The following is a 26,428-nucleotide window of genomic DNA, read 5'->3' as shown; positions in this document are numbered from 1 at the left end:
CATCCTCCGATCGGACGGCCTGAGTCGACGATCGGCTATTTCCATGTGCGACGGACACCCCGTGACGCCTAGGAAGGACGCATGGCCAACGAGGTGACCGTTCCCCTGCTGCCGTGCGCGTCCATCGACGACATCGAGACCTTCTACGGGGTTCTCGGCTTCCACACCACGTACAGGCAACGCAAGCCGTACGCGTGTCTGGCCGTGCGGCGGGAGGACCTGAACCTGCAGTTCTTCGAGATCGCCGGATTCGACCCGGAGCAGTCCTACGGCTCCTGTCTCGTCATCACCGCGGATGTCGAGGGACTGCACCGGGCGTTCGCCGCCGGCATGCGTGCCGCGTACGGCAAGGTGCTGGTATCCGGGACGCCGCGCATGACCCGGCCCCGGGCGCGGAAGAACGCCGACGGATTGGGCGGTTTCAGCGTCATCGACCCGGGCGGCAACTGGATCCGCGTCTTCCGGAACCCCGACAGCGCGCCCGTGCCGGCCGCCGCGCCCGTCGGGCGGCTGGGCAGGGCCCTGGCGAATGCCGTCGTGCAGGCCGACTCCAGGGGGAACGCCGGGCAGGCCGTCCGGATCCTCGACAGCGCGTTGGCCCGCGTACAGGCCGACGACGACCCCGTCGAGCTGGTCGAGGTTCTCGTGTACCGCGCCGAGCTGGCGACGTTGCTGAACGATCCGCAGACCGGGGCCGGGATGCTGGCCCGCGCCCGGTCCGTCACGCTCACGGCGGACGAGTCGGCGCGGGCGGCACCCGCGTTCGAGAACGCCGCCGAACTCGACGCGGCGTTGCGGTGACACTCCACCGCGAGCCCGACGTTCACCCTGCGGTGTGGTTCCGGCCGGGACCCGGGCCGAACCCGCATAGGGTGAAGGCCGACCGGCGGCGTGCGGCACAGGAGGCGAACGGTGGCATCCTCGGTTGACCCACCGGTCGTGACCACCGCTCAGGTTCTGCCGGTCGGCGACCTCGAACCGGCCGACGCCGAGCGGCTCTTCCGGCGGCTACTGGAGATCGTCACGCCCGGCGTGGACGCCAGGCTGTTCGGAGTACCGGGACAGGCGCAGGCCGGGATCGACGTGTACGCGCGGCTGCCACCTGACCCGGCGGCGAACGGACGGGGGTACGCCACGCTGCAGTCCCGAAAGGTCAGTTCCCTCACCGCTGGTGGGATCAGGAAAGCGGTGGACGACCTCCTCAACGGCGAGTGGGGCGGCAGAACCCGGACGTTCTACTACGCGACGTCGGTCGATCTGCGCAGGGCCGACCTGGACAGGGAGGTCCGGGCGCAGAGCGACCGGCTGGACAAGGTCGGGATCACGTTCGTCGCCTGGGGTTCGCAGGAGGTCTCCGCCCTCCTCAAGGACCACCCTGACGTCGTCCGCGACTTCTTCGGCAGGCACTGGGCCGAGGCGTTCTGCCGCCGGGACGCGGGTGCCACCCGGAAGCCGGAGCAGGTCCGCGACGGATACCTGAAACGGATCCGGACCCTGCGTCGCAACGCGAGCATCGGCACCCTGGCCCGCCACGACGACGTGGACCGGCACGACCCGGTCCTGCTGCGGGACATCTTCGTGACCCCTGTGGTCCGGGCCGACCCGCCACCGGTCGAGGTGCCGCGCGAATGGGTGCGCCGGGAGACGACCGGCGACGGTGCGCTTCCGCCCGGCGTCGACCCGCAGACCCTCGACCGGATCCGGCAGGCCTTCCGGGATCAGCCGGCCCGTTCGGTGCTCCAGGTCATCGGCGAGCGGCCGGGCGGCGGCATCGTCCTGTTGGGTGACCCCGGAGCGGGAAAGTCGACGGTCGCCCAGTACGTCACCCTCGCAATCGCCGAAGGACGGGCGGAGGCCGGGCTCGAGTCGCTGGCCGGTGCCCTGCCGGTGCTGGTGGAACTTCGCACCTTCGCGGCCGAGGACCTGCGCACCCGCGGCCCGCTCGACCTCATCGACCTGCTGGCCGACCTCGATGGGCACGACCTGCGCCGCGGCGTCCTCGAGGACCATCTGCGGGCCGGGCACCGGGCCGTGGTGTTCTTCGACGGACTGGACGAGATCTTCGATCCGAAGCTGCGCGAACAGGTCGCCCAGAGGATCGGCTCGTTCGCGGCGGTGTTCCCGGGCGCCCGCGTCGTCGTCACCTCGCGGGTGATCGGCTATGAGCCGACCACGTTCGTCCGCAACGGATTCCGCACGTTCCAGCTGCAGGACCTGGACCGGCACCGGATCGAGCAGTTCCTCACCGCCTGGTACGGACGTGCCGGGACACCCGACCGGGCCGACGGGCTGCTGGCGGCGTTCGACGACCATCCGGCCATCGGCGAGCTTGCCGGCAACCCCCTGCTGCTGACGATCATGGCCTGGCTGGGCCGCCGCGGCGAGCTGCCACGGGACCGGCAGGACCTGTACGAACACGCGGTCAGCGTCCTCGTGGCGCAGTGGGATCCGAGCCGGCACCTGCACAACGACGGTCGCCGTCAGGAGCACGACGACCTCGGGGAGCCCGACCTGCTGGCGCTGCTGCGCCGGATCGCCCGGCGGATGCGGGACAGCCCTGGCGGGCTGGCGGGCAACCATCTGTCCAGGGCGGCCCTGATGGACGAGGTCGCCGGGCATCTCCTGCGGGAGGACCACGTCCCGAATGCCGGAAGGGCCCGCGCGGTGGCCCGCGCGATCGTCGACGAGTTCCGCACCCGCAACTTCATCCTCAGCCATTTCGGGTCCACGGTGTACGGCTTCATCCACCGCGCGTTCCTCGAGTACCTCGCGGCGGCCGACATCCACGAGAACGCCGGCGCCGACCGGGCCTTCGACCGGCACTGGTCGGATCCGGCCTGGCACGAGACCCTGGTGCTGCTCGCCGGCATGGTCGACCCGGCACACGCCGGCCGGCTCGTCGACCGGCTGCTCGCCGCGGATCCGTTGTGGTTCCTCGGTCCCCGCAAGCCAACCGGTTCGGACTCCCCGGTACACGAGGCGCCGCGGCACCTCCTCCTCGCCATCCGTTGCCTCGGCGAGGTCCGCGACCTGGGTCGCCTGCCTTGTCAGAGCGCGGCCGCCGTCGAGGCGGTGATCGCGATGCTCGAACACGTCGCGGCGGAGAAGGCCTTCCCGACGTCGTCGGTCACCCTGTCGGTCGTCCGCGCTGCGGCCCCGGTCCTCGACCGGATCGGTCGCTTCCATCCGGCTGCCCGGGACCGATTCCGCGACTGGTACCTGATGCGCGGGCGGTTCCTGCGGATCTGGCGCGAGGGTGAGACGGTCATGGACCTGTCGTCCGAGGTGCCGCCGGCCGCGCAGACCGGCGCCGGCCTGCTCCGGGACGACGAACGGTTCCGGCGGTACCTCCTCGGGCAGGCCAGGTTCGGCACCGACCATCCGGTGCGCTCCGACGCTCTGCAGGCGCTCATCCGGCAGCGGTCGCGTGACGCGGAGCTGGCCGACCTCCTGCGCCAGTTGGCCGAGTACGAACCGGACGGCATCGTCCGGGCCGGTTCGGTGCGCCTGTTCGCGATGGCGACACGACCCGACGGGGCCGCGTTCGACTGGGTACGCACCCGGCTCGTCGACCACGACGCCGCCCTGCGCGCAGGCGCCGCCGACGTGTTCGCCCACTACTGGCAGCACCACCCGCAGGCGTTGGCGATCGTCTGCGATCGTGCGCGCACCGACCGGGACCCCTGGATCCGCAAGAGCTCGATCCGCGCGCTCGGAACCCGCTGGCCCGGCGACCCCGAGGCGGGCGCGGTGCTGCGGGAGTCGTGCACCACCGATCCGGAGGGATCGGTGCGTGAGACGGCCGCGATCGAGCTCTTCATGCGGTGGACCACCGACCCGGCGACCCGGCCGGTCCTCGAACACGTGGTGGCCGACGACGGGATCCAACGTTGGGTCCGGGAGCGGGCGGGTGAGGCGCTGGCCTCACCCGGACCGGTCCAGGTGACCGGTCACCGCGGCGACCGGTCGATGCGGACAGTCGATGAACGACGCGCCGCCCTGGAGCCGTTCGACACCACCCCGGAGACCGCCGCCCGGCTGCGGGACCGTGCGACCACCGGCGACGGCGAGCACCGGGTGGCTGCGCTACGGGCGCTCGCGGCCGGCTGGCCAGACGACCCGGACCTGCCGGAGTGGTTGTCCACGCTCGCGTTGTCCGACGGCTCCGAGCCGGTGCGCTCGGCCGCGATGCGCGCCGTCGCGCAGGGGTGGCCGAGGTCCGTCGCGACGGCGGACCTCCTCCACCGCGTGGCGACGGATGACGAGTCGGACAGCATCCGACGGACCGCGATGATGCTTCTCGCCGCGGCGGCCCCGCAGGACCCACGAACCGTCGAGCTGCTGCACCGGACCGCCGGCGGGAGCGGTTGGACGGCGACACTCGCGACATCGATGCTCGCCGTCCTCGGAGACGCCCGGACCATGGCGACCCTGCGGCATCGGGCGGCGACCGGCGACCGGTACGCCCTCGAAGCAGTTCTGCTCGTCGCCCACGACGAACCGGACCTGCCCGGGATCCTGCGGCAGCTCGCCGAGCGGGATTCCGGTTCGGCGATGAGGCACCTGGTGGTCGGGTGGCGCGACGATCCCGCAACATTGCCGCTGCTGCGCCGGCTCGCCACCTCCGCGTCCACTGTGGACGGCCGGGCCGGCGCGGTGCGGGCGCTCGCCGGCGGATACCGCGACGACCCGGACGTCGAGAAGCTGCTGCGGGGATTCGTCGAGGCGGGCGAGGAGCAGGACCCCGGACGGTGGCGGGCCGCGGTGGTGGCACTGGCCGACCGCTGGCCCTACGACGAGGAACTCGCCACCTCGGCGGCGCGCATCGCGTACGAGGAGGCGGAGGACATGTGGTGAGCTCGGCGGACACGCCGACCGGTCGGCGTGTCCGCCGTTGAGCCGGCCCGGGCGAGCGCGCTGAGGACGTCCGCCTGACTCGTCCGTCAGGTAAGGGAATGCCAGCCCCACCGACAGGCCGCGAACGTCAGACGACTGAGAGCCGACTGTCACGGCAAGTGAAAGTCTTCGGCGCGAACGTCTGCAACCCTCTGAGTAGGTCGAGCGGCCTCATGAAGGAGAAAAGCGATGTTGACCATCGAGCAGACCAGGACCCGATGCCGTCGGTGCGGAATGAAGCTCCACGAATCCAAGCGGGGGTGGTATGGAATCTCCGCCGGACGGTTGACGTTGCGGTGCGGCTGGCGGAGCACACATCGACCCAGGTAACGCTGAAATATCGCATACGGATGCTTCCCGAAGGCAATCGTCAGAGCAATGTGATCCGGTTGTCAGATCGCCCCGATGACCATGTGCGACCATCGATGACGCTCGGACGTGGCGAATGGTGACAATCCGGAGGCTGTGTCCGGTATTCAGTCAGCCATTTGGGGTGAAAGGCGGCCGACCGCATGATGCGCCTGACCGAGCTCAACTTTCCCAACCCCGTCGAGACCCGGACCGATCTGTTCGACCGCGAACGCGAGCTCGCAATGATCCAGGAGAACCTTCGCTCGCCGATACGGCGGCCGGTTCTCATCAAAGGCGAGCGCGTCATGGGTAAGACCTCTCTCATGAACATCGTCATCGAGTGGGCCAGCGAAGACGGCCAGTTCGTCGTCCTGCAACTCCCCAGGGTCACCTCGCGAGACGCCTTCATCGAAGAGATCCTCGACGGGATCGCCGCGGAGGCGGGTACGAGCCTGCATCGACTGGGATACCGCAACGACCAGGGTCGGCTCCGCGTGTCGACCGTGACCGAGTTCGTCAACGTCGCCACGCGGTTGTCGGACGCGTTCACCGGCCGGCACGTGCTTCTCTGCGTCGAGGAACTCGACAGCATGCTGATCAACTGCCAGGACGAGGCAGCCGACCAGATCATGGGCTTCATCCTCCACCTGGTCCAGTCCGCTCTCCCGATCAAGTTCCTGTCCACCCTCACCCGGGTACCTGCGCGGATCCTGCACTCGGACCCCAGCCCTTTCATTAGCGGAGCCCGGATCGCGGAGCTCCTGGCATGGACGATCGCGGAGTCACGCGAGTACGTCGACAAGCTGCTCCAAGGCTTCGTAGCCCTCGATGACGACGCGTACGAGCAGCTGTACGCGGCCGGTGGCGGGCACCCGTACCTCACCAAGGCCGTGCTTCACGCGTTGGTCGACATCACCCTCGGCCTCGCCGAGCCCGGTCGTGCGAACGCGGAGAGCATCGAAGCCGCGGTGTCGGCGGCCGCGACCTCGCCGGAGGTGGAGCACACCCTCGCGAACATCGTGACGGCGCACTTCTCCGAGGAGGAGGTCCAGATCCTCCGGGTCGCCGCCGGATCCGGTGAGATCCGACCGGCGGTACAAGACCACACATCCGGGGCGGTGCACGATCTCGTGACCCGTGGATATCTGAAAGCCGACGCGACCGGCCGTTACGTCCACTCCTTCGGACTTCTCGCGGAATGGATCAGGATCCGCCACTGGGCCGGCTCCCCACCGGTCCAGCCGCCAACGAGCACCATTCCTCCGATGATCGTGGACGAGCGCCGCGGTCGGATATTCATCGGCACCGAGGAGCTGCGCCTGACGGCGCAGGAATACAGCTTTCTCAGTTGCCTTGCCGATCAGATTGGCAGCGTTGTCGATCGATACACGATCTCGACGGCCGTGTGGCCCAAGCAGGTCGTCGACGGCGTCCGCGAGGGTCGCATCGACGCGCTTGTCTCCCGATTGCGGGTGAAACTGGGCCGCGAGATTTCCGAGAACTACCTCGAGACCCGCACGGGGCGCGGATACTATCTCAACCCGAACCATGTCCGGCGGGAACCAGAATGATCGGTGGCCGGAAGGTAGCCCGGCATGAAACAGGTTCCATTTGAACGTATAGGTCGAATCAAGAAGGCGTTGTCCGACGACGCGCTTCCGGGACTTGTCGCGGTATTCAGCAAGATGAACACAGACGACCTGCTGCTGATCTACGCCCGCCCGCCCCGGCGCACGGCCACCGTCCCCGGAACCGCCATCACGCTCGACGCCTTCCGGTCGGCGAGTCTGACCGAGTTTGACGGGCCCGTGCTCGGTATGGCCGCCGTCGACCTGATCAGGTCGGACGTTCCCACCAAAGGATCGATGTTCTGCCGTCTCGACCGGGTATTCCGCAACCGGGGAATGGTGCGGGAACTCCGGGAGACCTGGACGGAACTCGCCAACCACGTCCGCGCCAGAATCGCCCACCTTGCCGAGCACCACAACGACTCCTACCGGCAGCGGGCCCTTGCGGAGATTGCCGCCATCTCCGCGCCCCACCGGATCGCCGCCCTCCCCGACGACAAACGTCGCGGCATGGTCGCCTTCGTTCCCGAACGCGACCTGGTCGTCCGCCTCAGCGACATCGTTCCCGGCCCACTGCCCGCCGGTTACCTCGCCCCCGACGATCAGGTCATCGCGTTCGAGGAGGCCCGGTCGTTGATCGGGATTCCCCAGCCGGCGAGCTATTCGGTGGAGTTACGCACGATCGTCCTCCGCTCGCAGTTGGACGACGAGTTCGGCGCGACGCTCACGGAGCTGAGCTGGGCGTTCTACCGGCGCTGGCAGCAGACCCACGACAACGAGGACCTTCGACGGGCCTACGGCCTCGCGCTGGAGATCCACCTCGGCAAGGGCGATGTCGACGATCTCTGCGGGGTCCTACCCAGTAGGGACTTCGACGCCTTCGTTCGCACGGGCGCCGGAACGTTCCTCTACCGGGGGCCGTTGGAGGGCGACGACGGTGGACCGTTCGGCGACGCCGCCCACAGACTGTCTCTCGACGACGCGGACACCGAACTGGCGGGCAGCACCGCACCGGTGCGGTTCTCCCTTCTGCCGCTACGCCATGCGATGGCCGTGAGCACGCCGGCGACCATGTGGTGCGATCTCGGTCCGATCCTGCGGCGGGTCGGGCGCACGGAGATTCTCGCCCGCAACGCCTGGCTCCTCACCCAGGACCTCCTCGACGAGAGGCGGCAGCGCGAGGCGTACGAGGTCACCACCGAGGACCTGCTCGAAACGATGATCCACTGCTGCGCCATCTACAGCATGACGGACCCGTGGCGGGCCCGGCAGGCACGGCGCAACGAATGGCTGCTCGAAGCGTACGAGACGTTGCACCGGGTCCTGGAGCTGCTCATCCAGAGCACCGACGGTCTGCGCCGGTCGTACTACACGGCCCTGGACCACTGGTTCGGTTGCGGCGGTAAGGGCGCCGACGTCGCCCGGTCGCTGTCCGCGATGGTGGCCGTTCTGGAGTCACGCCCGGCCGACCTCCACCGCCATGACGGACCGGATCCTGACCTTGCCGGCCGCGCGCAGTTGCTCCTCGGTCTGGGCCGGGCACTGCTAACGATGCTGCGCGGTGGCGGACGCGCCGAGGCGTACGAGGATCTGATCAGACCGACGTCCGAGCGCTTCGAGAGCACGCCCAAGGTGGTCAGCCGCGCTGCCGACATGACCCAGCCGATGGACCTCCTGTCCGTGCCGTTCTGGAGCGGTTTCCAGCGCTACGCGGTGATCGTCGACGCGATCCGCCGCACCCGGGCGCACCCGATACCGGTGCGTGACAAGATCGACCAACTGATCAGCGGCATCGACCAGCTCAACCGCGGCTTCCGCCTGATCTTCGCGCCGTTGCACCAGGCCAACATCCTCAGCTGCCTGTACGAACGCACCATCCTCGACACCCGGGACCTGGTCAGCCAGCTCCGGGGCGGCGCGGCGCTGGAGGTCGAGCTACGCACCAGCAGCATCGCACCGGACCGGGACGGCAGCGGCATCGTCTTCGCGGTGGCGAACGTCGGGAGCGTCGCCGCCCGCGACGTGGAGGTGGAACTGTTCGTGTCGGAGGCCTTCGAGCTTCTCGACAGCAGCTTCAAGCAGACTCTGCCGCACCTCGGTCCGGGCAGCGACCATCGATTCCGCTTCGCGGTCCGGTCGGTGTCCGACACCGAGACCTTTCCGGTCCGTTGCACCGTCTCGTGCGCGGGCGAGCACGACCGCCAGGAGCGGACCTTCGAGTTCGTCATGCGGGTCACCGGCGTCGACAGTGGACAGTTCCACCAGCGCCCGAACCCGTACGTGTTCGGCCTGCCGCTGATGGAGCACCGACGGTTCTACGGCCGCCGGTCGGAGCTGCAGCAGCTCCTCAGCCACCTGGCCGACCGCAGGCCGCAGAACGTCCTGCTGCGCGGTGCGCGGCGCACCGGTAAGACGTCGCTGCTCTACATGGTCCAGGCCGTTCTGACCGACACCAACGGCAGGTCGGGTGTGCGGAAGTGGTTCGGCATCCAGCGTTCCTGGCACGACGCGCTGGACTCGACCCGCCCGGTCGTGCTCGACCTGCAGTCGATCGACTGGCCGCACGGGACCCCGACGGCGACCACGTTCTACCAGGCGGTCCTCGGCACCATGAGCGACGCGCGGTTGCGCAGCGACGAAAGCGACCGGCTGCTCGGCGAGCCGTCGGTCACCGGAACCCAGTTCGTCGTCGCGCTCCGCGCCATCCTGCGAAACGCGCGCGGTCAACGACCGGTGGTGCTCGTCGACGAGTTCGACATTCTCGACAGGATCGCCGAGAAGTCGGAGTTCTACGCTCCGCTGCGGCACGCCATCTCCACCGTCCAGGGTGTGACCTGGGTCGTCGCCAGCGCGCTCGGCCTGTACAAGGAAGCGCGTGACTACGAGTCACCGCTGTTCAACGTGTTCAAGATAGTTCCGCTGAGCGTGCTGGATCCCGAGGCCGCCCGCCGTCTGATCCTGACGCCCTGGGAGGCCGTCTCCCCACGCTCACGGCTGCGCTTCGCCGACGACGCGGTCGAGACGATCATCGAGGAGGCGGGTCGGTACCCGTACTTCATCCAGCTCCTGTGCAGCGAAATCGTCGACTACGTCAACACGACCCACACCCGCTACGTGCAGTTCAAGACGGTTCTGCAGGTCATCGAACGGCAGATGATGATCCCGGGAAGCGCCGCCTGGGAGCACTTCGCGTACATGTGGGACCGTGCGAGCGGCGTCGGAAAGCTGATCCTGCTCACCCTGCTCAGCCACCCCGGCGCGATGGACGGCGCCCAGTTGAAGGCGACCGTCCGACGGCACGTCGTCGAGCGGGCCGTCCGCGGCGACGCCGACCCGCTCGGCGACTACGACGAGAGCCTGCTGCGACTCGTTGTCGTCGACGCGGTGCGGGAGATCCCCGGGGGCGGGTACGGGTTCGGCATACCGCTGTTCCGCCGCCTGCTGATGCACCGCGGTGAGCGGGAGGACCTGGAGGCGGTGGCCGACCAGGACCTCGCCCAGGATCCTCCGGAGGCGCAGCGTGCCTGACGTCATTCCGGGACCGGGCCCGTTCGCCCTCGTGGCGTTCCTGTTCGCGGCCGGGGGGCTGTGCGGTCACGGCGGGGTGCTGCTGGCCCGGCTGCGACTGCTCGGCATCGAGTCGGCGAAGACCTGGTCGATGCGCGCCGCGCTCGCGTTCGCGGCGGTCGGCAGCACGGCCGCGGTCATCATCTCCGTCAGCCTCATCAACTGCGCCGCCGGCGACTGTGTCCGGACGGTCCGGGTCTTGTCGGTGCGGGCACCCGTCGCGGACGTTCCGGCGTTGGACCTGACCTTCCACCACGACGGACTGGCCGACGTGTTCATCTCGCTGGTCGGATTCTGCGCCGCCTGTGTCGCGGTGTACTCGTTCGGGTGGCTCCGGGACGACCCCCTGCGCCACAGCGTCGCCGGTTCCTTCAACCTGTTCGTCGCGAGCCTCCTCCTCACACTCCTGGTCAACAACGTGTTCTGGCTGCTGGTCGCGCTGGAGCTGATCACGTTGTGCTCGGCCGACCTGGTGCGCTACCGCGGTCGCATCCGGCAGGAGCCCGGCCGGAGCCGCACCGCTGTGCAAACGTACGTGCTGGTCAGCCACGTCGGCCTGATGTTTCTCCTGGCCGGGCTGCTGCCGGTCGTCGTGGGCGGGTCCACGCTGGACTTCGATGTCCTACGGAAGGGCGGCGAATCACCGGTGCCGCACCTCAGCTTCGCGCTGGTGATCACCGGTATCGCCATCCGATCGGGCGTCGTACCGTTCCACTTCTGGGTTCCGGTGGTCCATACGCATCTGCCGACGAATGTCCACGCCATGATGTCCGCGGTCATGCTGAAGGTGCCCGTCTACCTCGCCATCAGGCTCATTCTCGAAGGGGTCATCGGACCGGTCGCCTGGTGGTGGGGCACCGTGGTACTGCTGCTCGCCGGGATCACCGCGCTTGTCACGGTGTTCTACGCCCTCCTCAGCAAGAACCTGAAGGTCGCGTTGGCGTACCACAGCGTCGAGAACATCGGGATCATCTTCGCCGGGATCGGGATGGCGCTCATGTTCAGCGACGCCCGGTTCAGCGGCAACCCGGCGATCCGGGGCGCCGCCGCGCTCGCGCTGCTGGCGAGCCTGTACCACGTGGTCAACCACGCGGTGTTCAAGACGCTGCTCTTCCTCGGCGCGAGCTCGATCGAGAAGCTGACCGGCACGCTCGAGACGCGTCGGCTGGGAGGTCTCCTGCGACGCTCCCCCTGGGTCGGCGGCACGTTCCTGATCGGCGCCACGGCGATCGCGGGGCTGCCGCCGCTCAACGGCTTTGTCAGCGAGTGGCTGACCCTGCAGACCCTCTTCAGCGGTCAGGCGATCTACCGCTCGGGTGCCGCGGTCGCGCTCCTCGCCATGGTCGCGCTCGTCGGCGCGCTCATCACGCTCGCGATCGCGTTCGCCACGACGGCGCTCGCGTTCATCAAGATCGCCGGTGAGTCGCTCCTGGGAGAGCCGCGCGACCGGTCGCCCGGCGGCGGCGTCACCTGGTCGATGCGCGTGGCCCTGGGTGCTCTCGCGGGGTGCTGCGTGCTGGTCGGTCTGCAACCCTGGCTGCTGGTGCCGTCGTTGTCGAAGGCACTACCGCCGTCCGGCCTCGACCCCGCCGTGCTCGACGCGGACCCGACGGCCCTGACCATCCACATTCCCGGGGTGCTCGACGACGACTCCTATCGCACGGTGCTGCCCACGTGGCCACTGCTCGTCCTCGCGGTGGTGCCGGCCGTCATCACCCTGGGCGTGGCGGCGTCCCGGTGGTCGAGGCGGCCGGTGTGGGTGGGTGGCGAACCGTTCGAGCCGCAGACCATGCAGTACACCGGCGCCGCCATGTCGGGTCTCATCTGGGGCCCGATCGCCAGGAAGAGTTCGGAGCCGGCCACCGGGCCGCTACCCGAGTCCTTCGAGATCTCTCCGGGCCAACGCGTCGCCGAGGTGTCCAACCGCGCCTTCAACATCATGGTGATGCGGACGAAGGCGGTGTCCGGATGGATCGGCGATCGCCTGCAGAGCGGCGACGTCCGCGCCTACCTGCTGTACATCTTCGCCGCCGTCGTCATGGTGCTGATCGTGCTGGCGTTGTCATGAACGCGGAGACGTGATGGCGCTGTGGCTGACGATCGCACAGACCGCCGGATACGCGCTCGTGGCGCCCCTCTTCGACGGGCTGTTGGAGTGGTTCAAGGCGCGCCTGTCCGGCCGGCGCGGGAGCGACCCGCTCCAGCGGTACCGCGACCTGATCAAGCTTCTGAGACGGCGGCCCAGCGTACCCGCGTCGGCGTCGGGGGTCTTCCAGATGGCGCCGTCGGTGGTGTTCACGTGCTTCCTGCTCCTCGGCTTCGCCCTGCCGACGGTGTTCCTCCCGGCCCGGCCGGGCATCGACCTCCTGTTCGTGGTGGCCGTCCTCGGACTGGCGAAGTTCGCGACGGGGCTCGCCGCGTTCGACGCCGGTGCGCCGTTCGGCCCGCTGAGCAGCGGCCGGCAGTGGTTCGTGCACATCCTCGCCGAACCGGCATTTCTCATCGCCATCTACGTGTACGCGATGAGCCGGCTGACGACCAACCTGCCGGCGCCGGCCCGGATCGGCCTGACCACCGAGTCGCTCGTCGACGACGCGGCGATTCCCCTGGTGATCGGCGCGCTCGCCTACGTCCTGCTCGGCGAGGCAGGTCGCCTTCCGTTCGACAACCCCGACACGAACCTGGAACTGACCATGATCGAACGTGGTACCCACCTGGAGTACAGCGGGCGTCTGCTCGCGCTCGTGACCTGGGCGGACGCGATGAAGCTGACGTTCGGGATCTCGCTGGTCGCCCTTCTGGCCTGGCCGTGGGGCATCGCGGTCTCGGCGGCGCCCGTACCGCTGCTCGTGGCCACCGTCGTATACCTCGCCAAGGTCTGCGCGCTGCTTCTCGGACTCGCGGTGTGGGAGGTGAGCCGCGGCAAGGTCCGCCTGCGGGCGCTGTACACCCGTCTCATGCTCGCGGCCGGTGTCCTGCTCTTCGTGGTGATCTCGCTCGTGGTCAGCCGCATACCACCGGGCGCGTGAATTCATGATCCGGTCGGAGGCGGTCGAGCAGCTGGCGACGCTGCTCTCGTACGTGCTGGTGATCCTGGCCCTCGCTATTTCGGCCTCGATCACGCTCAAGGAGATGATCCGGCTCTACCGGGCGCAGGCGATGACGCTGACGGTGGTGGTGCTGCTCGCGAGTGTCCTTCCCGATCCGCCCGAGTACGCCGTCATGCTGCTCGCCGTTCTGCCCGCCGCCCTGGCCGTCTACGTGCCGCCGCTACTGGCGCAAGCGTCACTCGCTCCGGAAATGGCGCCCGAACCGGCGTTCGGCCGATCCGACCGGCGCCGGCTCCGGACCCGTCTCGCCGCCTGGTGGCGCGACCTGCGCGGCGCGTCGGCCGATGCCGAACTCAGCCTGCTCCAAAACGGACTGTCCCGGTTGAGCGGCGGCGTCTCCGCTGGAGTGGACCTCGTTCTGATAGCCACGGCGGTGCTTGTCGCGGCGCGGCTGCTACGCGGCGTGGAAGCCGGTGAGGACGCCGCGGGTGACGTCGTGATGAGCCTCGCGGTCGCGATAGCGCTTCTGCTCCAGGGCCTGTTTACCATGATCAACAAGCACGACATCGTTGCGCAGATCATCGGCCTGCTCGTGATGGAACACGGCCTGTTTCTCGCGGCCGTCAGGGTCTCGCCGCCGGCGCTCGCCTCCCTTTTCATGTTGAGTCTGTTCTTCTACGTGGCGGTCACGCTCACGATCCTGCTGTGGATCCTGCCGGAGATCCATCGCGTCTCCGCCAGCATCCAGGTCAGCGACAACCGATTGCTGCGGGGCTAGCATGCCTTCGGCCGGCTCCCTCGCGACGATGCTGCTGGTCTCGCCGCTGGCCGCGGCGATCCTCGTGCTGGTCCCGGAGCCACTGACGCGGCTGCCATGGGTTCATCGTTGGATCTCCGAACGGGTCACCCACCGGTTCCAGGACATCGTCACCGTCGGCGCCTCGCTGGTGTCGCTCGCGCTGGTCTTCGCGTTGGCGGGAACCATGACACAGACGCTGCACGTCCGGCTATGGATGCTGCACCTGTACGTCGACGCGTTGAGCCTCTACTTCGTGCTCCTGGTCAACGCCGTGGCGCTCGTCGCGTCGTTCTACGCCGGCCGTAGCTGGGCCCGGCGGACCGGCCGGAGCACGTTGAGCCGAACCGCGTTCTACTCGCTGTTCAACGCGTTCCACTTCACGATGGTCCTCGTTCCCCTGGTGGCGAACCTCGTCGTGTTGTGGATCGGCATCGAGCTGACGACAGTGACCTCGACGCTCCTTGTCGCCGCCGAACGCCGACGGGAGGCGTTCGAAGCGGCGTGGAAGTACATCGTCATCACGTCGACCGGGATCATCTTCGCGCTTCTCGGCACGCTGTTTCTGGCGAGGGCGATCCCGTCGGACCAGCATCCGTCCATGGACTGGCCCGACCTGGTCGGCTCGGCCGGTGAACTCAACGACGACCTTGTCCGCCTGTCGTTTCTGTTCATCCTTGTCGGGTACGGAACCAAGGCCGGCTTCGCGCCGATGCACACCTGGCTACCAGACGCGCACGGTGAGGCGCCGTACCCCGTCAGCGCGTTGCTGTCCGGCGTGCTCCTCAAGTCGGCGCTCTACGCGATCCTCAGGTTCTACACGATCACCAACCTCGCGCTGCCGGACCACGGCGCGTTCACCTCGCAGATGCTTCTCGGCGCCGGTCTGCTCTCGCTCGTCGTGTCGGTTCCGTTCATCCTGAAGTCCAACCGGTTCAAGCGCATCCTCGCCTACCACAGCCTCGAGCACATGGGAATCATCACGCTCGGTCTCGGCATCGGAGGGCCCGTCGCCCTGTTCGGCGCCCTGCTCCACGTCCTCAACCACGGCCTGACCAAGTCTTTGATGTTCCTGGCGTACGGCAACGTCCAGGACAGCTACGCCGGCACCGAGCAGGCCCCCGAGAACCGGGAGGCCGCCTCGAGGTCTCCGACGGATGTCCGCGGGGCCGACCCGAGCGTGGAGCCCTACGGTGGGGTCCTCCGGGCGATGCCGGTCACCGGTGCGTTGCTGGGATTCGGAGGGCTGGCCCTCGTCGGGTCCCCACCGTTCAGCATTTTCCTCAGCGAGTTCCTGATCCTGTGGGGTGGCGTGCAGCAGGTGCTGGAAAAACCCAGTGCAGGGCTGATCGCGTCGCTGGTCGTGTTCGTCCTGTCGGTGACCTTGATCTTCGGCGGGCTGGTTCGTCATCTCGGCCGCATCCTGATCGGTGATCCCCCGAGCGGCGTCGTCCGCGAGACGTGGCGGCAGATCGTCCCGCTCCTGTTTCTCCTCGCCGTGATCGTGTGGCTGGGGTTCGACGTGCCCGCCATCGGGCCGCTCGACCTTCGGCAGCTGCTCGACGACAGTGTCACCATCGTCTGCGGAGGCGCATGCCCGTGAACCTCACCATCGACGCGGTACGCGACCGGCTCGCCGAGGCACTCGCCGAGCGTGCCGAGCTGCTGCATTCGCACTCCGAGGACCAGGTGCTGGTGCAGGTCCGCGACGCAGAACTGCTGGAATGGCTCGCCCAGTACCTGTTCGACGAGAGGTTCTACCTCGTGACGCTCGTCGGAAACGACGAACGCGAACTGGAGGACCGGTGTTTCAAGCTCTACTACCTGTTCTCCCACCCCACCACCGACCTGTTCGTCCTCGTCGAGTACCTTCTGCTGCCACCGCAGCCCGAGACGTATCCGTCGCTGCATACCTGGTTCGAGGTGGTGAGCTGCTTCGAGCACGAGATCTGCGACATGCTGGGACTACGCCCGAACGGTCCGCGGTCCCACGACGTGGCGACCGGATCCTGGTTGCACAACCGCTACCCAGAGGGCCTACATCCGCTACGTCGGGACAAGACCACGAGCCGGCTGCGGCAGGACGTTCTCGACCACGACCGGACCGCCGCGGCGGTCCGCGGCGGTCCGGGCGCCCCGATCCTTCCGGTCGGCCCGGTACACGCGGGAATCATCGAACCCGGACAGTTCCGTTTCTCGATGGCCGGCGAGGCGGTCAATCGACTCGGAATCCAGCTGGGATACACCCACCGGGGCCTGGAGCGGCTGTTCCAGTCGGGCGTCCCGCTGCTGGACGGCTGGTGGCTGGCGGAGCAGGCTTCCGGTGACAGCTCGTTCGCGCACTCGCTCGCGTACTGCCGAGCGGCCGAGACCCTCACCGAACGGCCGGCGCCGCTGGCCGCCGAACGGATCCGCGGCCTGTTCCTCGAACTCGAACGCATCCACAACCACGTCGCCGACATCGGCATGCTTGCCGAGGACGTCGCCCTCGGCCCGTACGCGGCACGGCTGTCGATCGTCCGTGAACAGTTGCTCCGCCTGAACAAACGCATCGCAGGCCACCGGTATCTGCGGCGGGTCAACCGTCCCGGTGGTGTCGTCCTACCCGGAGAGCTCGACGTCAGGGACATACGGGAGACCCTCGACGACTCGCTCGGCCGGTTCTACGCCATCGCGAAGCGGCTCCAGGGGCGGGTCGCATTCCGCGCCCGCACGATCGGCGTCGGCCAGCTCACGCGGGACCAGGCGGTCAGGCTCGGCGTCACCGGTCTGGTCGCACGTGCCTCGGGCGTGCCCCGCGACTGCCGATGGGACCATCCGTACGGGGTGTACGACGACCGCGGCCTCGGACGTGACCGGACCAACGAGTCGCGGCGCACCGACCGCGCCGAGGCGGAGGCCGGCGATGTCTACGCGCGGTTCCTCACCCGGGTGGAGGAGGTCAACGAGTCCCACGCGATCATCCGGCGAATCCTCCAGCTCTGGGGCGGGCTACGGAAACGGGAACGCCTCCGGCTGCTGGACCAGCCGAAGGTCCTGCCGGAGAACAACTACACGTTCGCGGTGGGGTACGCCGAGGGGTTCCGGGGCGACGTCGTGTACTGGCTGATGCAGGACAAGATGACACGCATCTACCGCTGCAAGATCCGCGATCCGTCGATCGTGAACTGGCCGGCTCTTACCGAGTCGGTGCGCCCGCGGGTCGAGCACGGGCGGTCCGTGGAGACGATGGTGGCCGACTTCCCGCTCGTGAACAAGAGCTTCAACCTGTCCTACGCCGGCAACGACCTGTGAGGTGGCCCATGCGCTCCAACTGGCTACGGACCGTCGCCGGACTGCTGCGCCGGCCCTCGTACGTCGAGACGTCCCGGCGGGCGGTGAGGACCTCCGTCTTCATCCGCCATCTCGACGGCGGATCGAGCAATGCGGTCGAGTCGGAACTCGTGGCGCTCGGCAATCCGATCTTCGACGTGGGCCAGTACGGCATCCGCTTCGTCGCCTCCCCGCGACACGCGGACCTCCTGCTGCTGACCGGGCCGCTCACGTACAACATGCTCGGTGCGGTACGGCAGGCGTTCGAGGTGATGACGGCGCCCCGGACAATCATCACGGTCGGCGACTTCGCCGATTTCGCCCGTCTGCACCGGCATTCCGACGCGGTCACCGAGAAGGTCACCCGGTTGTACGAGTCGTCCTACGCGACGGTCGACCTGCCGCCCGAGATGATCGCCGCCATCGCCGCACACGTCCCCGGGGACCCGCCGGAACCGGCGGACATCGTCGAGGGCCTGCTCTCCGTGGTCCGCTCGCGTCGATCGGCCCGGTCACGGGACACGAACGACGGCGCCGGACCGCCCGGCCGAGTCTGACCGCCTGTTCGCGGCGAGACGGTCGAGGAGGGAACGGCCCGCCGCCTCGTCGCGTTCGCGACGCAACCGGTCGTCCCCCGGCTCCGACCGGCGTAACCCGGACGGACGCCGGCGCAGGATCTCGCGGATCATCCGCTCGCCCACCGCCGCGTCGTCGTACCGGTCCGGATCGGCGGCGAACACCCCGGCCGCCGCCGCGGCTACGAGCCGGACGTCGCTGGTGTCGATCGCGAGCCCTCGGCGGAACCGGTCGATGCTGTCCGTCAACTGGCACGCACGCCCCGGTCGCAGGACGCTGATCAGTGTCGCGTCGCCCAGGTGGGGGTACGGATCCCCGGTCAGCGCGGTGACGACCGCCTCCACCTCCACGTCCAGGGGGCCGGACGGTCCTGGCGGGAGCGCTGCCGTCGACGGCACGTCGGTGAAGCCGGCGCGCTCGACGACCTCCCGGCACAGCAGCACCCGCAACCGGGCCGGCGGGTACAGCCCCGCACCCGCGCCGTCGCCGTCGGTTCCGGCGAGCGCGTCGGCGAGCGTCCACAGGTAGGGCGGCCCGCAGGCCACGCCGGCGCAGAGATCGGCGAACACCTCGCCGACCCAACGGGACCAGCGTGTGTCGACGCCGGACCGGTCGAGCCGGGCCGTCAGCTCCGCCGTCAGCCCCACGTCGTCCTCGATGTGGTGACCGACCTCGTGCGCGATCGCGAGCATGGCGGGCGGATGCCCGGGCAGGTGCCAGGGCACACCGATGACCGGGAACGGCAGGTCCGCGGCCGCCGACGAGCCCGCCCGCGTACTCAGACCCCCACGGGGCAGCATGTCCGCGAAGTCGCTGCCCCGGGCGATCGCGAACGGCACGGCCGACCGGTAGAAGAAGACCAGCGGAGGCTCGTCAAGCCGGACGTCGTCGCGCACGACGGCTTCCACCGCCGGCCGGTAGCAGGCCCACGCCAGTTCGTCGGCCGCGTCGAGGAAGTCGCGGTAGGCGTCGACGTAGCGCAGTACCAGCTTCGCCCGGAAGAAGTCCCACACGTGGTGCAGGTCGAGGACGAGGTCCGCCACCTGGACGCCGGCGGGCGGGTCGCCGCACGCCGCCCAGTGCTCCAACCGGTCCACGCCGGCCAGCAGCCGGGTGGTGATGCTGGTGACCTGGCTCCGGTGCTTCTCGATCGGCCCGCCCGGTTCCACCGCCTCCCTCCAGGCGGTCAGGTCTACGCGCAGGCTCGCGATCAGGTGACGGTCGCGGGCCGTCCGACGGGCGTCGGCGGTGCTCACGCGAACGCCGACGGAGCCGCGAAGACCGCGGTGGCGCGCGCCGCGATGCGGTCCGGTTCGGTCTGCCAGTTCGTGTTCGCCGACATTCGGGCCCCCCTGAGCCGGCGGACCAGGGATGCCAGCGGCCATCCGGCGGACAGCGCCTCGACCATCAGGCGGGACACGTCCCAGGACCCGGCAACGGTCAGGCCGGTCCCCAGGATCACCGGTGCGACCTCCTCGGCGAACAGCAGGGCGGCGAACATGTTCCGAAGGAGCAGCTGGCCGGGTACGTCGGCGGGTGAACCGGGGAACGGCGGGTCGAGCACAACCAGCGGTGCCGGGGCCGCCCGGTCGCCGCCGCGCAGCCAGGCGGCGATGTCCTTCACGTGCAGGTCCCCGCCGGACGACGTCGAGGCCAACCGACCCGCCCGCCCGTGCCCGGACAGGTCGAAGTAGGGCATGCCTCCGGTCCGCGCGAGCCGGGCGCTGATGTGCAGGACGGAGCCCGGTCGGGCCGGAACGGCGCATGTGCCGAACGCATCCGCCGTGGCCGCGATCCGCACCGCGAAGCCGGCCCGCTCGTACGGTTCGGCCACGTCGACCCCCCACCCGTCCGAGAGCGAGCCGCCCGGTCCGTGGCCCCGCCCCAGCCCGACGATGACGACGCCCGGCCGGCCCGACCGCGACCGGCGGGCCACGCCCCCCAGCCTGTCCCGGGTCTCGGCGTGCACGAGCGGACGGCTCCCACCGCTGTCGGGCTGGACCTTGCTCAACGCGAACATGGTGCGGGGACCGGGTACGCCGTCGGCCCTCAGGCCCGCGTCGAACGCCCGGTTCAGACGCTCCTGGACCCAGCCCACGTCGTACGCCTCCCCGGCGTCGGGCAGGCAGCGGTAGGCGACCGGGTCCACGCCCGGGTCGAGTGCCAGTTCCCAGGGCATCGCGTGTACCTCGGCGCTGCTCGACTCCAGCCGCAATGTGGTGATCCCGCGCCGCCAACCGCGGCCGGGCCGCAGGTGCTCACGCATCGCCCCGGCCACCGCCCGCCAGTCGCGGAACAGTTCCCGGGCCGTCGCGGGCAGGTCGAGGGCGTGCAGTTCCTCCGGCATGCGCAGCAGCAGCCGGGCCTCATCCGCCCGGTCCGGCAGCACCGGCGGGTGCGCGCCGTGGCCCCGGTACGACGGATGCCCGAGTACCTGGAAGACCCGGTCCGCTTCCGCCCGACCCGCGGGATCACCGGTGACCTCCGAGTAGCGCTGCAGGATCCGGGCCGACCACAACGACGGCCGACGCACCGACCGGGCACCGTGCGCCGCCCGGAGGAGCATCACCCGCGCCGCCTCGGGATCGACTGACGGCGACGACGCCACCAGGAGCAGTCCGGCGGCATGGAGCAGCGGGGACCGGTACGGTCGCGACCGGTCGAGCACCTCGACGTCGGCCGGCCGGATGTCCTCACCCAACCGGGCGCGGGCCTGCATCTCCCGCCAGACGGCGAGCGCCCGGTCGCGCCGCATGGCGACGTTCAGGCGTTCACGGGCGTTGGCGAGCGCGTCGTGCGCGGCCGTCGGCTGTCCGGCCAGCCGTTCGAGCTCCGCGAGCAGGCTGCGGTGCAGTGCCCCGTCGTCCGGATCGACGTCGGCGCCGAGGACCCCGCTGAAGGCCGACCGCAAACCGGCGAAGGGGGCCGCCCGGTCGGCCCGACGGCGCAGTTCGGCAAGGACGACCAGGCGCGCCTGGGGCGGCTGGATCTGCCCGACCATCGTCTGGAGGACGTCCACGTCGGCGGCGACGTCCGACCGTGGCTCGGTGAGCCGCTGTGCCGCCGCGAGAGCCGACAGCACCGGCGACAGCCCGTTCAGCCGGTCGTCCGGATCCACCGGCTCGTGCCGGGCCACCGCCAGCTCCCGGGTGATCAGGGCGGTCCGCACACGGAGGTCGCCGACCGGCTCGGGCATCGCGGCCAGCTTCCTGGACGCGTCGGCGAGGTCGCCGACGTCGCGGATCAGGAATCGGACGTGCAGATACGCCGTTTCCGGGTGCCCGCCGAGGAATCCCAGCTCCCGCCACAGGCCCGTGGCCTTCTGGAAACTCACCTCCGCCTCGTCGAGTGCGAGCAGCTCGCCGTAGGTGACGCCACGAAGCTGATGGATCCGGGCCAGCAGGCGGTACCGGCCGAGGTCCGGAATCCGTCCGGCGGCGTCCAGCGCCTCATGGAGGCGTTCGAGGGCGGAGTTCGCCCGGCCCAGGAGAAGATCGGCCCGCGCGGTCAGGACGGCCGCCTCGGCGCGCTGCGTCACCGTCGCTCCGTCGAGCCCGCGCAGAACGTTCTTCGCCGCCGCCGGCTCGTAGCAGCGCATCAGCAGTGCGGCTCGGGACAGCAGCGTCATCACCGGCGCGCCCGGAATCCTGTCGCCGGTCTGTTCCGCGGCGGCACACCAGCGCAGCGCCTCGTCCAGCCGCCCGTGCCGCTGCCGTTCGGAGGCCGCCGCGAGCGCGATGTCCACGCACTGGTCCCAGCGGCCCGACGCCTCGGCGTCGGTGAACGCTGCCCCGTAGGTGCCGACAGCGGCCGGATCGCCCGTGTCGGCCTGGCAGTCGCCGAGAATCCGCAGCAGGTCCACCCGCTCGTCGACGCCGGCGTCAGCGACCCCCGACCGCAGCATCTCCAGTGCCTCGGCGGCCGCCCCGTCCGCCCGCGCGTGAGCCGCGCGGATGGCCATTTCCCGACCGGTCGCCGGTGGCACGTTCCGCGACCGCCTCCGGATCTCCTCCGCGTGGTCGAGCCGGTGCAGCACCTCCGTCCACAGTGGATCCGACGCCCCCGCGTTCTCCCGCTGGGCGGAACGGAACGTGGCGTAGGCGAGGTGCCCGTAAGCCTCGGCGACGATCGCGTCGGTGATCAACGGACGTCCGAGCAGTCCCTGCCGCGGCCGACCGCCGTCCAGATACTCCGGACCGAGCACCTCCTCGGCGAGCGCGCGTACGTCGTCGTACCGGCCGGAATCCCGGGCCTGCCCGATCGCACCGTGCCATAGCTGGTACGCCAGAGGGTCCGCCGACTGGAACCGGTGGTAGAGCGCTTCGCGCGTGTACCACAGGCTCAGGTCGGGATCGCCCCCGGCGAGGTTCTCGTAGTGGTTGGCGAAGGCCCGGTGCAACTGGACGTAGACGGGTCTAGCGGAGATGAGCTGCCGCATCGGCGCGAGCACCTCCGGTAGGAAGGTCACGCTGGATCCGTCGTCGTCGGCCCGGGACACCCACGACGACCGGCCGGCATACGCGATCAGCCGGTGCCACGCGTCACGCAACCGCTTTCCGTCCGGTGCTCCAGCGAACGGGAAGACCTCGTCACCGCCGCTGAGGTAGTGCCGGTCCGTTCGCGGATCGTCGCCCTCGCCCGGCCCACGCATGCCGCGGGCCAGGAACAAACCTATCACCGACCTGACGTCGTCGTAACGCAGCCGCCGCGGCACCACCCCGTACCGGAGCAGCCACCGGACGTCCCGGTCGTCGATACGCTGGACGACCCGCTCGATCAGGTACCTGACATTCGGTTCGACGGACGTACGCGCGTCGTCGGCGGTGAAGGCGGGATCGAGGTCGACGGCGTCCGCGAACGCCGCGAGTGCGAACGGCAGTCCGTGGGCCCGCTCGACAATCGCGGAGCGGAGGTCGGCATCACCTATGCCACGCAACCCGCCGAGGTAGGCGTCGGACTGCCGCGCCGTGAACCGCCGCACCCGCACGTGCCGGACAGCGCCGAGTTCCGCCCAGGCGCCCGGCGCCTTCTCCCGCAGGTCGAAGCGTCCGGCGAGGATCAGCCGCAGGCTCTGGCACCGGGCGAGAACGCCCCCGAGCATCCGCAGCAGCGCGGCGACCCCGGACTCCCCGCGGAGGACCAGCTCCTCGGTCGTGTCGAGGACCACCAGCGTGGGACGCTTCTTGAGCGCCAGATCGAACCGGGTCACAAACGTCTCGACGACCTCGCGTTCGACCGCGTCGAGATCGAGGCTGTCCAGACTTCGCGCGACGTCGCGGACCAGGTCCGACGGGCGGCGGCTCAGCAGGCCGCGGTACGGCGCGTACCGGTCGAGCGCCCCGAAGGTTCGGGGCGGAAGGCGTCTTCCGATCTGGCCGGCGATCTCCAGGAGCAGCAGCCACGGGTGCCGCGCCGCGTTGACCGGATCGACGACGTCGAAGTCGATCCGCGCGCAGGGGACGTCCCTGGGTCGTGGCACGCAGTACCGGGCTATCAGCCACCGCAGCTGCGTCGTCTTGCCCGCTCCGCCGGGGGCGTACATTTGCCACACCCGCGGGCCCGACCCGGACAGCAGCGCCTCGGCGTGTTCGCGGAACCGCGGGAGTTCGAGGAACTGCGCGGACCGCGCGTAGTCGGCCGCCCAGTACGACCGGCACCGCAGGTAGCCCTTCCGGTCGAGACCCAGGGCCGCGAGATCGTCTCCGGCCGATGGCGTCCGGTCCGGGTCGCTGAGCACGTCGACCAGGTCCTGGCACCAGGCGAAGTCGCGGAGACCGTCGGCCTCGACGAACATCGACTCGAACATCGATGCGGCCCGATCAGGGTCGGAGAGCAGGAGGTGTCGCAACGTCTCGAGTCGGTTGCCGGCACCGTCCCAGGAGGCCGCCAGCCGCCGCTCCAGTGCGATGACATCCTCGGGCGACCGGTCGGACCCGCTCCCCGCCAACCAGGCCCGCACGTACGCCGTCCGGTCGACCGCCGGAACGCGGAACAATGGCGGTCGGTCGACGGCGATCTCGATCAGCCCGTCCGCGAGCAGAGCCGCCAGATCGGGGGCATCCGGGCCACCGTGCTGCCGCAGTGCCGATTCGAACTGCGTCTCGGTGAACACATAAGCGAGCGCACAGGCCCGTAGCAGCCGCTGGAGCGCACGCGGAAGGGACGAGCGCCTGATCGCCTCGACGGACTCCCCCGCCTCCAGCCGGTGAACCACCTGATCGATCGACGTGGTCATGTCCGTAACCCGTCGAGACCCAGCCTCGTGGCCATCGCCTTGATCTCGTCGAAGGAGGTCACCGGCGCGTAGCCGCCGCCGTACAGGAGCTCCTGGATCTTCTGGAACAAGATTTCCAGCCTCTCGAAAGCCAGCCCGTTGCGCCGGCAGTAGTCCCGGGCCAGGCGCATGTAGTCGCCGGCCGCAAACCCGCCCACCTCTATCCGCTGACACAGGTGGTGGTCCCCGCTCGGCAGATGGTTGTCCAGCCATTCGTTCTGGCCGGTCACCACCACACGCAGCCCGCGGTGACGCCGCGCCGCGACCGGGCCCAGGAACAGGGGATAGAACACGTCGTCGAACGCGCCCTCCATGATGCGGTGCACGTTGTCGAGCGCGATCACATGCAGCCGGTCAGGGGACACGGCGGCCAACGCGTCGAAGAAGGTCGCGAAGATCTCGGCCTTCCGCCCGTCGGGTCGGCTCACGTCGTCGTCGAAGCCGAGGCCCTCATCCCGCACCGGCTCCCCGATGTCCGCCGTCGGTGGCGCCGCGCCCCGCAGCAGGGCGTTCAGGACCGCGTTGAACCCGTAGAACGCTTTGCAGGGAAGAGGTTCGGGCTGTCGTGGGTCCTGACAGGCGTCCCGGATCATCCGCAGCGCGGTGGTCCAGTCCTTGACGCCACCCGCGACGGCCCGACGTGTCGGGTCACCGTAGGCGACGGGGCTTGACAGGTCGACGTAGGTGACTCGGTTCCCACGCAGGAAGCAGGCCAGCAGGCTCCAATAGACGAGCCAGGTCTTGCCGCTCCTCGTCTTCGGGTCCGCCGACCCGCCGATCACCAGCAGCGACCGTCCTGGCTCCCGGACCGGCTCCGGCTCCATCGGCGGATCGAGCGTCCACCAGGCCGTCCTACGTTCCGTGGAGCGGTCGAGGAACCGGCGCAGGTCGGCGTAGCCGCGTCGGGCGCGAACGTCGGCGACCAGGTGCGGGTCGGCCACGAAGGACCGGGGAAGAACACACCCCGGCGGATGCGTCAGGTCCAGGACCGGAAGGGCCCAGCAGTCGGTGTCCGCGACCTGGAGCGCGATTGCCCGACGGGCGAGCGCGACCGCCTTGTCGATCCGGCAGCTGTCGGCGATGGCCCGGTACAACGCCGAGGAGAAGATGACGGCGGCCGGCGAGTCGATGTCGGCCTGCATCGACACCACGGCGCGCACTCCCGAGTCCAGGAATGCCGCGGCGAGGCCGCCGATCACCTCCATCGGATCCCCGGCGGTGCGGCATGCGTTGAGTACGACCAGCCGCGGTTTCCACTTCATCGACAACTCGTCGACATGCTCGGCCATGAGTTCCCACGGCTCCGGATGGTCGACCGGGTGCCGGTTGGGCCGCATCCAGTTGAAGTGGAGAGCCGCGCCGCCGGTGCCCGGCCGGGGCATTCCGTGTCCGATGACGTGCAGCACGTGCGGACGCAGATCATCGATCGTCTCGGCCAGGCGGTACCGGCTGGGCCCGTCGAGTACCTCGGTATGGGCCAGGCCGTTGATCCCCGCCAGCGCCGCCTCGATGTGGGCGATTTCGTCATCGGCACGGAACTGGGGGTCGTCCGGGCTGCACACGACGACCAGGACACGCAAGGGACCGTGCTCGGCCGGCGGCGCGGGTTCTGGTCCCCGCATCGGACCCCGGCTCCAGATCAGCTCGTCGCGCCGGTACAACCACTGCGTCCCTTCGCGGACGAGCTCCCAGGGAAGGGCCCTGAGCACTGGTGACGCGACGTCCAGGCGCACCCGCACCGGATGCGCGGGGGTCGCGGCCGCGCGCTCCACCGACCACCGCCGGGCCACCTCACCACGGAATGTCGCCATGAACAGCCGCTCCCCCATGGCACGCCGATCAGCGGTGTCGGTGCCGGCACCGAACAGGCTCGGTGCCAGGGCCCACTGCCCGTGTTCGCCCGCCGCGACGCGCACGAGGTCCTCCCCGAGCGGCGCGGTCGCCACGAGTTCGGCGTGGTGGCCGTCCGGCTGCGACCACAGCTGGACGTGCCAGCCGGGGGTGTCCTCCGGTGTCACGATCCGAACGGTCAGTGTGC

13 protein-coding genes are annotated in these 26,428 nt (G+C 69.7%); 10 read left to right on the top strand and 3 right to left on the bottom strand.

Annotation, left to right across the window (positions count from 1 at the left end; all coding sequences use genetic code 11):
* Positions 1-81 precede the first annotated feature (81 nt).
* The 10 genes from Voc01_RS27885 to Voc01_RS27840 all read left to right on the top strand — a co-directional run bounded on the left by Voc01_RS27885 (position 82) and on the right by Voc01_RS27840 (position 18,097).
* Positions 82-801 (top strand): DUF8817 family protein, encoded by a 720-nt coding sequence (locus Voc01_RS27885; protein ID WP_203930539.1) that lies wholly within the window; start codon positions 82-84, stop codon positions 799-801.
* Positions 802-939: 138 nt separating this feature from the next.
* Complete coding sequence (locus Voc01_RS27880; protein ID WP_203930538.1) at positions 940-4,857, top strand: NACHT domain-containing protein; 3,918 nt, start codon at positions 940-942, stop codon at positions 4,855-4,857.
* Positions 4,858-5,408: 551 nt separating this feature from the next.
* Positions 5,409-6,818, top strand: a complete 1,410-nt coding sequence (locus Voc01_RS27875) for a winged helix-turn-helix domain-containing protein (protein WP_203930537.1) — start codon at positions 5,409-5,411, stop codon at positions 6,816-6,818.
* Between the two features lie 114 nt (positions 6,819-6,932).
* Positions 6,933-10,343 carry an ATP-binding protein gene (locus tag Voc01_RS27870; protein ID WP_203930536.1) on the top strand — a complete coding sequence of 1,137 codons (3,411 nt, stop codon included), beginning with the start codon at positions 6,933-6,935 and terminating at the stop codon, positions 10,341-10,343.
* Positions 10,336-12,450 carry a proton-conducting transporter transmembrane domain-containing protein gene (locus tag Voc01_RS27865; protein WP_203930535.1) on the top strand — a complete coding sequence of 705 codons (2,115 nt, stop codon included), beginning with the start codon at positions 10,336-10,338 and terminating at the stop codon, positions 12,448-12,450. The genes Voc01_RS27870 and Voc01_RS27865 overlap by 8 nt, the downstream gene beginning before the upstream one ends.
* Before the next feature lie 13 nt (positions 12,451-12,463).
* The gene (locus Voc01_RS27860) at positions 12,464-13,411 is read left to right on the top strand and encodes a respiratory chain complex I subunit 1 family protein (protein ID WP_203930534.1); all 948 of its coding nucleotides are present in this window, start codon (positions 12,464-12,466) and stop codon (positions 13,409-13,411) included.
* A gap of 4 nt (positions 13,412-13,415) precedes the next feature.
* A complete protein-coding gene (locus Voc01_RS27855; RefSeq protein WP_203930533.1) occupies positions 13,416-14,210 on the top strand; it encodes an NADH-ubiquinone oxidoreductase chain 4L in 795 nt (264 codons plus the stop codon).
* Position 14,211: 1 nt separating this feature from the next.
* Positions 14,212-15,831: a proton-conducting transporter transmembrane domain-containing protein gene (locus Voc01_RS27850; RefSeq protein WP_203930532.1), complete on the top strand. Its 1,620-nt coding sequence runs from the start codon at positions 14,212-14,214 to the stop codon at positions 15,829-15,831.
* Complete coding sequence (locus tag Voc01_RS27845) at positions 15,822-17,522, top strand: hydrogenase large subunit (RefSeq protein WP_203930531.1); 1,701 nt, start codon at positions 15,822-15,824, stop codon at positions 17,520-17,522. The genes Voc01_RS27850 and Voc01_RS27845 overlap by 10 nt, the downstream gene beginning before the upstream one ends.
* An 8-nt stretch (positions 17,523-17,530) precedes the next feature.
* Entirely contained in the window at positions 17,531-18,097 is a 567-nt protein-coding gene (locus Voc01_RS27840) for an NADH-quinone oxidoreductase subunit B family protein (protein ID WP_203930530.1), read from the top strand.
* Here the strand turns inward: Voc01_RS27840 and Voc01_RS27835 are convergent.
* From Voc01_RS27835 to Voc01_RS27825, 3 genes are read right to left on the bottom strand one after another with little or no spacing between them, the layout of a single operon-like run.
* A complete protein-coding gene (locus Voc01_RS27835) occupies positions 18,053-19,372 on the bottom strand; it encodes a hypothetical protein (RefSeq protein WP_203930529.1) in 1,320 nt (439 codons plus the stop codon). The genes Voc01_RS27840 and Voc01_RS27835 overlap by 45 nt on opposite strands.
* Entirely contained in the window at positions 19,369-24,351 is a 4,983-nt protein-coding gene (locus Voc01_RS27830; RefSeq protein WP_203930528.1) for a hypothetical protein, read from the bottom strand. The genes Voc01_RS27835 and Voc01_RS27830 overlap by 4 nt, the downstream gene beginning before the upstream one ends.
* Positions 24,348-26,408, bottom strand: a complete 2,061-nt coding sequence (locus tag Voc01_RS27825) for a CHAT domain-containing protein (RefSeq protein WP_203930527.1) — start codon at positions 26,406-26,408, stop codon at positions 24,348-24,350. Before Voc01_RS27825 ends, Voc01_RS27830 begins: the two co-directional genes overlap by 4 nt.
* Between the last annotated feature and the right edge of the window lie 20 nt (positions 26,409-26,428).

It is taken from the genome of Virgisporangium ochraceum (assembly GCF_016863655.1).
Classification (GTDB): domain Bacteria; phylum Actinomycetota; class Actinomycetes; order Mycobacteriales; family Micromonosporaceae; genus Virgisporangium; species Virgisporangium ochraceum.
The sequence above is the reverse complement of the archived record's forward strand: the minus strand, read 5'-3'. Positions and strand labels throughout refer to the sequence as shown.